Origin of the sequence: Nonlabens tegetincola, assembly GCF_002954355.1 — a bacterium.
Lineage (GTDB): Bacteria > Bacteroidota > Bacteroidia > Flavobacteriales > Flavobacteriaceae > Nonlabens > Nonlabens tegetincola.
On sequence record NZ_MQVV01000007.1, the window covers coordinates 1 to 10,569 of the forward strand.

Consider the following 10,569-nt stretch of genomic DNA (forward strand, 5'->3'; position numbering starts at 1 on the left):
ATACATTCCATAGCAGCCTACTTGATTAACAACCACGTTTTTTCCTTCTTTATTAAGAATCAATTCTGGTTTTTCTAGAAAAGTATGAGTGTGACCACCAATTATTACATCAATATTTGACGTCGCTGCTGCTAGGCTTACATCACTTACAGTATCTGATTTATAGGAATATCCCAAATGCGACATGCAAATAACTAGATCGCATCCTTTTTCCTCTTTGAGTATGCGTGCCTGATCTGTAGCGATATCTATAGGATCTAGGTATTTGGTTTCTTTATAGTTGGTCTTATTTACTAATCCGTCTAGTTCGATTCCTAATCCGAACATTCCTATTTTGATGCCGTCTAGTGTCACTATCTTGTTTTCTAATGTATGACCATCCAATATGGTATTCTTGAAATCATAATTGGATATTACAAAGTCAAAATTGGCATGTGGAAGCTGCTTGTACAACCCATCTATTCCATTATCAAAATCATGATTACCAATTGTTGCCGCATCATAACCCATCATACTCATGAGTTTAATTTCTAGCTCTCCACCATAGAAATTGAAGTATGGGGTTCCTTGAAAAATATCACCACAATCCAACAAAAGAGTATTAGGATTCTCCTTTCTAATTTGATTGACTAAAGCTGCTCTACGAGCAACACCACCACGACCATCATTGCGTCCTCCTACAATAGGTTCAATGTGGCTGTGAGTATCATTAGTATGTAAAATGGTGATCTTTTTGCTTTTCTCAGTTATACTACTTACTTTATATAAACTGGTTGCAGTAGAAAAATTGGCAAATAAACCCATTCCAGCTACCGCAGCGGTTGAACTTTTAAGAAATGTACTTCTTTTCATGATTAATTTGCTTTAGTAAATCTATTGTCGGATTCAAACTTAAGAGTATCCACCTTTTTGAAATAGTCAATCATGGCATTTCTTATTTTATAATCAGTTTTTGTTACCGTTGTATTGTTAAAAAAGTTCATGCTATCACCGCCGTTATACAAGTAATCACTGGTAGCAACATAATAGATCTTTTCAGTTAAAGGTTGATCGTTAATAGATACATTATTCAGGCTACTATCAGCATTTAAAGAAATTTTCATGCCGGAGAAAGGATGAGCTCTTTCTCTATCTACTATATATTTGATAAGTTGCTCCATTTGAGCTTTATTAAGCTGTGCTACCACAACCTCATTTTCAAAAGGCATTATTTCATAGGCTCTTTTGGTTGTTACCTCACCAGCTGGTAAGGGAGCTCTTATTCCTCCGTGATTTAGTAAAACAACATCAATGTTGGTATCTAACCTACTTTTAACAACAGGATTAACTTGTTCCACAATGATTTCACATAGCATATTTCCAAGCGCTGTGTTCAGTGGAGTATCATTTTTGTGCATGCTTTTAGGATTATAGCAAAGCACTCTATTCATTTCTTGATTTATTTTTGCGCCATAAGGGGCAATAAATTGCGCGATACTATCTTCTTGAGCTAGTGAGTCGTTTATTTCTATTCGTTTATAGTCAACGGTATCTAAATGAACGTTTGTGTTTGAATTGCAACTAGTTAATAGTGTGATTAAGAAAAGCGCTTTCGCGAAAGCGAGATAAACACCTAATTTCCTATCTGTTTTAAGAGGAAAGTTGTAGCAAAAAGCCATGTGAAATATTCTATTTTTGTTTCCACAGTAAAAGTAAATGTTTTTTAAAGGAATAAAGCGTAGATCGCTGAGGAAAGCGATAAGAAAATTGAAATCGCAAAACAGGAATAGTGTTCCTGTGGTACCTAAATCATTGTTAGTCATAACCTCTAGCGCTAGTCAAATTGCCTATGATGATATTTTAAGGTGGTGTGAACAACTTAAAATTGACGATAAAAACTTGACAGTTTTAAATCAAGTAACTGATAAAAAGAAATTACATGAAATGGATGGTATTCCGTTTGATGAAAAGTCTATTAAATGGAATGCAACCGTTGTTGATGAGCAACTAGTCGAGGCGCTTGAAAAAAAACACGATTTACAAATATTACTCATAAAAGATCCGGATGAACTAGCTACATTTGTGACGATAAAGGCACAGGCAGCTCTTAAAGTAGCCATCAATGATGCACGAGAAGAGCTTTATGATTTGTCAATTAATGTGTCATCAAACGACAAAGACGTATTTGTAAAAGAAATAGCAAAGTATATAAAAATTTTAACCCGATAATATGCAACAACTTAAAGGAACAGGAGTAGCACTTGTAACTCCTTTTAAAGCAAACGATGATGTGGATCACAGTGCTTTACAGTCCGTAGTGAATTACCAAATTGATAATGGTATAGAATATCTAGTTGTCTTAGGAACGACTGGAGAAAGCGTTACCCTTTCTAAACAGGAAAAACAGGATGTTGTAAAAACCGTGGTTGAAACCAATGCAGGACGATTGCCTCTTGTAATAGGTATAGGTGGTAGTAATACAGCTGTTGTAGTAGATGAATTAAAACAAACTGACCTTTCATCTTTTGATGCTGTACTTAGTGTCTCACCTGCTTACAACAAACCTACTCAAGAAGGTATCTATCAACACTTTGCAGCAGTCGCACAAGCTACTGATAAGCCTATTATTTTATATAATGTTCCTGGAAGAACAGCGAGTAATATGGCTGTTGATACCGTAGTTCGATTGGCAAATGATTATACAAATATTGTAGCGATAAAGGAAGCAGCAGGAGATCTTGTAGCTGCCATGAAAATGATAAAACATACACCAGATGATTTTCTCGTGATATCTGGAGATGATATGATCGCCAACGCAATGACTCTTGCGGGTGGTGCTGGAGTGATATCTGTAATCGGTCAAGGATTGCCTAGCGATTTTAGCGAAATGATTAGACTAGCTTTAAAAGGTAATGCAGTTGATTCATATAAATTGCATCATAAACTTGAAGCTAGTATCGATTTAATCTTTGCCGAAGGAAATCCTGGTGGTATTAAGGCAATGCTAGCCCATCTCGATTTATGTGAAGAACATTTAAGATTACCACTAGTGCCAGTTTCACAAAAATTGAGAACTAGTATAATTGATTTCATGAATGCGTACTAAAACGTATTAACTGTCGTTCACAATTAAAATTATAAGGAGTGTTGTGAATACATTACTTTTGCAGCCTATCAATACCGTAGTATGAAACAAATTGTTTTAATATTTTTTATCTTTTTAGTTCTTGTGTCTTGTGGTCCTTATCAAAAGGCATTAAAATCAGATGATCCTAATGTCAAGGTGAGTATGATTGATACATTAATGAAGAAGGAGAAATATAGTAAGAGTATCGATCTTTTTGAACAGATCATTCCCTTATATAGAGGTACTGACAGTGCTGCTCCTATGGCTATTAAGTATGCCAAGGCGCTTTATGGAGATAGAAGGTATTTAAGCAGTGCTTATCAATTTGAGCGATTTGTAACTTCTCACCCTTTAGATAACAATGTGGAGGAAGCGATTTTTTTAGGAGCCAAGAGTTACTATCACATGTCTCCTGTATATTCTAAAGATCAATCTGAAACTAATACGGCACTTGTTAAACTGCAAGATTATATAAATGCTTACCCAGAAGGGAAGTATAATGAAGAAGCTAATGTTCTTGTAGCTGAATTAAGAGAGAAATTAGATCGCAAGGCCTATGAAATTGCTAAACAATATCATCACAGAGGCGGAATTTATATTAAAGCAGCCATTGCAGGTTTTGAGAATTTTATAATCGATCATCCAGGATCAAATTACCTAGATGATGCACATTATTATCTTTTTGAATCTCAGTATATTTATGCTGTTAATAGTTTTGAAAATTTAATTCCAGAACGATTAGCGCTTGCTAAAAAATATTATAATAACTTTGCACGCAGATTTCCTAATAGTGAATATAAAGAAGATGCACAGGAGATCATGGCCGAAATAGAAAAATTTGAATCAGAGAATTTGAGTAATTAATATGGATACTAAAAATTTAGACGCAGCAACTACAACTATTACCTACAATCGTGATGCCCTTACTTCACCTACTGGTAATATGTATGAAGCGATTTCAATTATCGCTAAAAGAGCTGAGCAGATTAAAGGAGATATCAAGGAAGAGCTTATTGAAAAGCTAGAAGAATTTGCTACCTACAATGACTCACTAGAAGAAGTTTTTGAAAATAAGGAGCAAATTGAAGTATCTAAATTTTATGAGCGTTTGCCAAAGCCTACAGCTATTGCTGTAAAAGAATGGTTAGATGGTAAAATCTATCATAGAGATACTAGCAAATCTTAATTAAGATATGTCTATACTAAGTGGTAAAAAAGTATTACTGGGTGTAACTGGTGGTATTGCTGCTTATAAAACAACATTTTTGACGCGCCTGCTTATTAAAGCAGGCGCTGTCGTTAAAGTGGTGATGACTCCTGCTGCGCGAGATTTTGTTACACCGCTTACTTTATCTACACTTTCAAAGAACCCAGTTCATTCTCACTTTACCAATGAAGATGATGAAAATGATACATGGAATAATCATGTGGAATTAGGTCTTTGGGCCGATTTAATCATTATTGCACCAGCTACAGCCAATACCTTGAGTAAAATGGTGAGCGGTACAATTGATAATTTATTGCTTGCGGTATATTGTAGCGCAAAATGCCCTGTTTACTTTGCTCCAGCCATGGACCTTGATATGTATAAGCACCCATCAACGCTCCATAATTTTGAAAAGTTGGAATCTTATGGTAACCTTATGATTCCAGCAGGTGAAGGAGAACTAGCAAGTGGTTTGTCAGGAAAAGGACGTATGGCCGAACCTGAAGAAATTATCACTTTCGTTGAAAACGATATCTTGTCAAAATTACCTCTGCACGATAAAAAAGTTCTAATAACGGCTGGCCCTACTCACGAGGCTATCGATCCAGTGCGCTTTATTGGAAATCACAGTTCAGGAAAAATGGGTGCGGCCCTTGCTGTACAGGTTGCAGAAATGGGTGCACAGGTACATTTGATCATGGGGCCAAGTTCGGTCATCGTAGAGCATTCCTTAATTCAGCGAATTGATGTGACTAGTGCTAGAGATATGTACGATGCAGTGCACAAGATAGTATCAAAAATGGATATTGCTATCTTTAGTGCTGCTGTTGCAGATTACAGGCCTAAAGATGTCGCTTCAAACAAAATAAAAAAGAAGGAAGACACGTTACATATAGAATTGATCAAAAATCCCGATATTTTAGCAAGTGTAGGAGCGTTAAAAAACAAACCGTTTCTTGTGGGGTTTGCTCTAGAGACTAATGATGAGTTGAATCACGCTTTCGCGAAAGCGGAAAAAAAGAATACTGATTTATTGGTTTTAAACTCTATGAGAGATAAAGGTGCAGGTTTTAAAAAAGACACCAATAAAATTACCTTGATTGCTAAGGAAAAGGAAGTCATTCCATTCGAACTAAAAAGTAAAGTTGAGGTTGCAAAAGATATAGTTAATGAGATTGTTAAAAGGATTAAGTAGTCTGTTTTTGTTATTAAGCTTTTTATATGGCCACGCCCAAGAGCTTAATGCTACTGTACAAGTTAATGCTCAAGGAGTAGCTCAACCAGATTTATCCATATTTAAAACATTAGAAACTTCTATGCAGGAGTTTTTAAATAATACTAAATGGACGGATAACGAATATGAGGATGAAGAAAAAATCACTATGTCTCTTGTATTTGTTGTCAACGTATATGACAATGATAGGTTTGAGGGTAATTTTCAAGTGTCGGCATCTCGTCCAGTTTTTAATAGTACCTATAGCACACCTATTTTTAATTATAAAGACAATGATGTGAGGTTTGAATATGTAGAATATGCTCCTTTCTTTTACAACAAAAACCAATATGAAAATAACCTATTGTCATTAGTCTCTTTTTATGCTCTTACTGTAATAGGAATAGATGCAGATACATTTGAATTTAAAGGTGGGGAATCTTATCACAGAGAAGCACAACAAATTGTGAATCTTTCTCAGTCAGATACTTCGGTTCGTGGTTGGAGACCAAATGATGGACTTATTTCAAGGTACCGTCTCAATGATGATTTATTATCTGATACTTATGTAGAATATCGTAAAGTGATGTATGAATATCATTTATTAGGTATGGATAAGTTTGCAGAAGACCCTAAAAAGACAAAGGAGAAACTAAAAACAATTTTAGTGCAATTTGAGGAGTTGAATAAGCGCAGACCTAATAGTTTATTACAACGTACTTTCTTTGATGCAAAAGCCGATGAGATATCTAGAATCTATTCTGACGGTCCTGCGGTAAACATTAGAGATTTAAAAACGTTGCTACAGAAACTAGCGCCCAACCAATCGTCTAAATGGCGTACAATTCGTGTGTAAACATTTTTCTATGCCATTACTTTAGATTAATTTAGTTCTTTATGTTATTTGTCTAACTGGAATTATTAAATCGTTTAAAGTAAGTTGCTTACCTCTATACATATACAGAATTTTGCCTTGATTGAACATCTAGATTTGGATGTGTCAACTGGCCTTACAACTATTACTGGAGAGACGGGTGCGGGAAAATCAATAGTTCTAGGTGCACTTGGTCTTATACTAGGTCAACGCGCTGACTTAAGTGTGGTGCGTGATTCTGATTCAAAATGTGTCGTTGAAGCTCATTTTAATTTATCATCATTAGATTTAAAAAAAGTTTTTGAGGATCTTGATCTCGATCATGAAAATCATACTATTTTAAGAAGAATAATACTGCCGTCAGGCAAGAGTCGTGCTTTTGTTAACGATTTGCCTGTTACCTTATCTGTACTACAGCAACTAGGTGGATACTTGATTGATATACACTCTCAACATGATACTCGTGATTTAATTAGAGATTCCTTTCAAAGAGAGGTGTTAGATGCTCATGTTGCATTTGAAACTAAAAATAAAAAGCGATCATTTTTAAAGGTGTTGAGTGATTATCAAAGGTCATTTACAGAATTTAAATCTTTGAAACGGGAATTAAAAACTCTCGAAGAAAAGGAGCACAACTTGATCAAAGAAAATGATTATAATATCTTTTTACTTGGTGAGTTAGAAGACTTTAATTTAGAAAGTATTGACCTAGAGTTACTTGAAGAAGAGCAAGAGCAACTGGGTAATGTTGAGTCAATAAAAGAAGGGTTGGGAATGGCGTTTAAGATCGTTAATGAAGATGATCATGGTGTCGTGGAACAATTACGATCTTCTATTGCAGCCATTTCTGGGATCAAAAGATTCTCGTCTTTATATAGTGAAATTGATCAAAGACTTAGTTCAACGTTAGTGGAGCTTGAGGATATTGTTGAAACTTTAGAAAGAGAATTTGATAATATAGAGGCAGACCCTTCAAGGCTTGCCGAGATTGATGAAACTCTCAACACTATTCAAAATCTATTTAAAAAACACCAAACTGATTCAATTTCTGAGCTTATAGTGATTAGAGATGAGCTCGCCGCTAAAGTGTTAGAAACATCGAGTTTAGATAAGAGAAAAACAGAACTCAATAAACTATTAAGCGAAAAGCACGATCAATGCACGGAGCTATCTAGCGAATTAATGGGAATGAGAATCATGTATAAAGATTCTTTGGAGAAGAAGTTGGATAGTCAAATACAATCTTTAGGGATGCCACATGCGCAATTAAACTGTAAAGTTGAATCATCTGATAGCTTCCACAACTTAGGTAAAGATGTAGTAGGCTTATTATTTACTGCAAATATGGGATCAACCTTGAAGCCTATTGAAAAAGCAGCTAGCGGTGGAGAGTTATCTAGAGTAATGCTTGCTATTAAATCACAACTGGCAGTGAATAAAAAATTACCAACTATAATATTTGATGAGATTGATACTGGGGTGAGTGGTGCAATTGCCGAAAAAATGGCATCTATTATGCAGGTGATGAGCAAGTCTATGCAGGTTATAGCTATAACTCATTTACCACAAATTGCAGCAAGAGGTCACGAACACTTATTGGTTGAGAAAAAAATTGATAACGAAAAAACTATTAGTAATATAAGCAAATTAGATGCTTCTGCTAGAATTGAAGAAATTGCACAAATGTTAAGCGGTGGAAAAATTTCTGATGCAGCACGAGAAAATGCAAGAGTACTTTTGCAATAATCTTATATTTGCCACCTAATCAAAAATTATGTCTTACAACTTACTTAAAGGAAAGCGCGGAATAATCTTCGGTGCGTTAGATGAAAATTCGATAGCTTGGAAAACAGCTCAATTAGCTCATGAAGAAGGAGCGACTTTTGTTTTGACTAATGCTCCTGTCGCGATGCGTATGGGGCAAATAAATAAATTGGCAGAACAAACAGGAAGTCAGATTATCCCAGCTGATGCAACAAATTTAGAAGATTTAGAGAAATTGATAACTGAGTCGGTTGAGATTTTAGGAGGTAAATTAGATTTTGTTCTTCACTCTATAGGTATGAGTGTAAATGTAAGAAAAGGAAATCATTATACAGATCAGAACTACAATTACACGGAAAAGGGATGGGATGTAAGTGCCTTATCATTTCATAAAGTATTACAAACATTGCATAAAAATGATGCAATGAATGAATGGGGTAGTATTGTTGCACTTACCTATATGGCTGCTCAACGTACATTCCCAGATTATAACGATATGGCAGATAATAAAGCATATTTAGAGTCAATTGCTAGAAGTTTTGGATATTTCTTTGGTAAAGAAAAGAAGGTTAGAGTAAACACGATTTCACAATCACCTACACCAACTACAGCTGGTAGTGGAGTTAAAGGTTTTGAAGGATTCTTGAGCTATGCTGAAAAAATGAGCCCTTTGGGTAACGCTACTGCTCAAGATTGTGCCGAATATACAGTGACTTTATTTTCTGATTATACTAAAAAAGTAACCATGCAAAATTTATTTCACGATGGTGGCTTCTCAAATACTGGTGTAAGCCAAGAAGTGATTGAGAAATTTTAACAAAACAATACCTAATTATAGGAGCCTCGCAGTAGCGAGGCTTTTTTTTTGAATATTGAGGAGGTTTTTAATAAAAAGTTAAAAAAGATAACATGTTAGATAATTGTTAAGTGAAAGTTAAATAGTATCTTGTGCAGACAAATTAAAATCAAACTTAACATGAAAACAAAATTACTTGTTCTAGTAGCTTTTCTATTTAGTATAGTCGGCTACAGCCAGTGTGATTATGTTCTAGAACTTACCGATAATCTAGGTAATGATTGGGTTTCTGGGGCGAATCTTACGGCTAACACGGGTGTGGATGTCACCGTTGCAGGTGTAACAACCACATTCCAAATCCAAACCGGTAATGCTGGGACTCCAGTAACCGAAACGTATAACATTACTGTAAATACAGGAGACGCGGTAAACGTGGACTATCGTCCTACAAGTTTTCCAGGAGACGGTACGTTTAGATTATTAGATTCTGAAGGTATTGTTCTTTATGATGCTGGATTTAACAATCCTGGAGGAACGGCGTTATATGCGGCTCCTGCGAGTTGTCCAACTTGTCCCGTAGTAACTGCACTTGTGGTTAACAATGCAGCTGCCGATTCGATAGAATTAGGCTGGACAAATGGAGGTTCAGAGTCAGAATGGGAAATAGAATTCGGAGTGAGTCCATATACTGTAGGATCTGGAGGTACTGTAGTTTCTGCAACTTCAAATCCTTTCACGGTTCCTGGATTAACTTCAGAAACAACTTACGATTTTTATGTAAGAGCAGTTTGTACACCTGGAACTGATATAAGTAACAGTCAAGGACCTATACAAGGTACTACGACGGAATCTTGTCCTGCTCCTGGAGCTTTTGCACCTATTACTGAAAGTGCGTTTGAAATACAATTTACTTGGGACGCAAGGGGTAATAGTAATCCTACATTTAATGTTAATTATGCTCCAACAGGAACTATTACAACTCCTGGTACCGGTCAAGGTCAACAAGAACAGCAATTTACTGCACCACTTGCGATTGTTAGTGGATTAATGTCAGATACAGAATATGAATTTTGGGTTCAAATTGATTGTGGAAATGGAGATTTAAGTAGTTGGTCTGGACCTTATGTGGCTACAACAGCGATATCTTGTCCTGTAGTAACAGGCCTTACAACTAGTAATATACAAACTACAAGTGCTGATATTTCATGGACTGCCGGTGGAGTAGAGACGGAATGGGAAGTTGAATGGGCTGTGGCCGGAGTTATAACTAATCCAGGTACAGGGCAAGGAACAACCGTTTCTCCTAATCCTGCCACACCGTCAACCTCACTGTCAGGATTGACTGATGCAACTGTGTATGAAGTTTATGTACGTGGTATTTGTGATCCTAATTTACCTGATTTCAGTAGTTGGGAATTAGTGTCTTTTACTACATTATGTTGCCGTTTTCTTCTCCTTTAACTGTTGATTTCGAAACAGGTTTTACGCCTACAACAAATACATTTCCATCAGCTGGAGATGCATTTACCAATGAAAATTGTTGGGAAGCTAGTTCTTCGGCGAATTTTGTTTGGGTTTGGCTCCAGGTACTTTAACAGCATCAGGAGGA

General features: G+C 35.9%; 11 protein-coding genes. 9 read left to right on the forward strand and 2 right to left on the reverse strand.

Annotated features, from left to right (window positions below):
• The coding region (locus BST93_RS00350) for a bifunctional metallophosphatase/5'-nucleotidase (RefSeq protein WP_105017669.1) at positions 1 to 852 on the reverse strand (852 nt) is incomplete at its 3' end.
• A gap of 2 nt (positions 853 to 854) precedes the next feature.
• Entirely contained in the window at positions 855 to 1,658 is an 804-nt protein-coding gene (locus BST93_RS00355; protein WP_181072503.1) for a 5'-nucleotidase C-terminal domain-containing protein, read from the reverse strand.
• Between the two features lie 37 nt (positions 1,659 to 1,695).
• Here BST93_RS00355 and BST93_RS00360 point away from each other — a divergent pair, with 37 nt between their 5' ends.
• From BST93_RS00360 to BST93_RS00400, 9 genes are all read left to right on the forward strand, one after another.
• Positions 1,696 to 2,208, forward strand: a complete 513-nt coding sequence (locus BST93_RS00360) for a DUF6913 domain-containing protein (protein ID WP_373420722.1) — start codon at positions 1,696 to 1,698, stop codon at positions 2,206 to 2,208.
• Position 2,209: 1 nt separating this feature from the next.
• Complete coding sequence (dapA, locus tag BST93_RS00365) at positions 2,210 to 3,085, forward strand: 4-hydroxy-tetrahydrodipicolinate synthase (RefSeq protein ID WP_105017672.1); 876 nt, start codon at positions 2,210 to 2,212, stop codon at positions 3,083 to 3,085.
• Between the two features lie 81 nt (positions 3,086 to 3,166).
• Complete coding sequence (locus BST93_RS00370; protein WP_105017673.1) at positions 3,167 to 3,970, forward strand: outer membrane protein assembly factor BamD; 804 nt, start codon at positions 3,167 to 3,169, stop codon at positions 3,968 to 3,970.
• Position 3,971: 1 nt separating this feature from the next.
• Positions 3,972 to 4,292 carry a DNA-directed RNA polymerase subunit omega gene (locus BST93_RS00375; RefSeq protein ID WP_042280383.1) on the forward strand — a complete coding sequence of 107 codons (321 nt, stop codon included), beginning with the start codon at positions 3,972 to 3,974 and terminating at the stop codon, positions 4,290 to 4,292.
• 7 nt (positions 4,293 to 4,299) lie between these two features.
• Complete coding sequence (coaBC, locus tag BST93_RS00380; protein WP_105017674.1) at positions 4,300 to 5,508, forward strand: bifunctional phosphopantothenoylcysteine decarboxylase/phosphopantothenate--cysteine ligase CoaBC; 1,209 nt, start codon at positions 4,300 to 4,302, stop codon at positions 5,506 to 5,508.
• Positions 5,483 to 6,382 (forward strand): type IX secretion system protein PorD, encoded by a 900-nt coding sequence (porD, locus tag BST93_RS00385; protein WP_105017675.1) that lies wholly within the window; start codon positions 5,483 to 5,485, stop codon positions 6,380 to 6,382. The genes coaBC and porD overlap by 26 nt, the downstream gene beginning before the upstream one ends.
• An 84-nt stretch (positions 6,383 to 6,466) precedes the next feature.
• Complete coding sequence (recN, locus tag BST93_RS00390; protein WP_105017676.1) at positions 6,467 to 8,146, forward strand: DNA repair protein RecN; 1,680 nt, start codon at positions 6,467 to 6,469, stop codon at positions 8,144 to 8,146.
• A gap of 28 nt (positions 8,147 to 8,174) precedes the next feature.
• Positions 8,175 to 8,981, forward strand: a complete 807-nt coding sequence (locus BST93_RS00395; protein ID WP_042280378.1) for an enoyl-ACP reductase FabI — start codon at positions 8,175 to 8,177, stop codon at positions 8,979 to 8,981.
• A 159-nt stretch (positions 8,982 to 9,140) separates the two neighbouring features.
• Positions 9,141 to 10,421: a fibronectin type III domain-containing protein gene (locus BST93_RS00400; RefSeq protein ID WP_105017677.1), complete on the forward strand. Its 1,281-nt coding sequence runs from the start codon at positions 9,141 to 9,143 to the stop codon at positions 10,419 to 10,421.
• Positions 10,422 to 10,569: the final 148 nt, after the last annotated feature.

Coding starts and splice junctions, on each gene's coding strand:
- BST93_RS00355 (WP_181072503.1), bottom strand. CDS start 1,658: ATGGCTTTTTGCTACAACTTTCCTCTTAAAACAGATAGGAAATTAGGT.
- BST93_RS00360 (WP_373420722.1), top strand. CDS start 1,696: ATGTTTTTTAAAGGAATAAAGCGTAGATCGCTGAGGAAAGCGATAAGA.
- dapA (WP_105017672.1), top strand. CDS start 2,210: ATGCAACAACTTAAAGGAACAGGAGTAGCACTTGTAACTCCTTTTAAA.
- BST93_RS00370 (WP_105017673.1), top strand. CDS start 3,167: ATGAAACAAATTGTTTTAATATTTTTTATCTTTTTAGTTCTTGTGTCT.
- BST93_RS00375 (WP_042280383.1), top strand. CDS start 3,972: ATGGATACTAAAAATTTAGACGCAGCAACTACAACTATTACCTACAAT.
- coaBC (WP_105017674.1), top strand. CDS start 4,300: ATGTCTATACTAAGTGGTAAAAAAGTATTACTGGGTGTAACTGGTGGT.
- porD (WP_105017675.1), top strand. CDS start 5,483: ATGAGATTGTTAAAAGGATTAAGTAGTCTGTTTTTGTTATTAAGCTTT.
- BST93_RS00395 (WP_042280378.1), top strand. CDS start 8,175: ATGTCTTACAACTTACTTAAAGGAAAGCGCGGAATAATCTTCGGTGCG.
- BST93_RS00400 (WP_105017677.1), top strand. CDS start 9,141: ATGAAAACAAAATTACTTGTTCTAGTAGCTTTTCTATTTAGTATAGTC.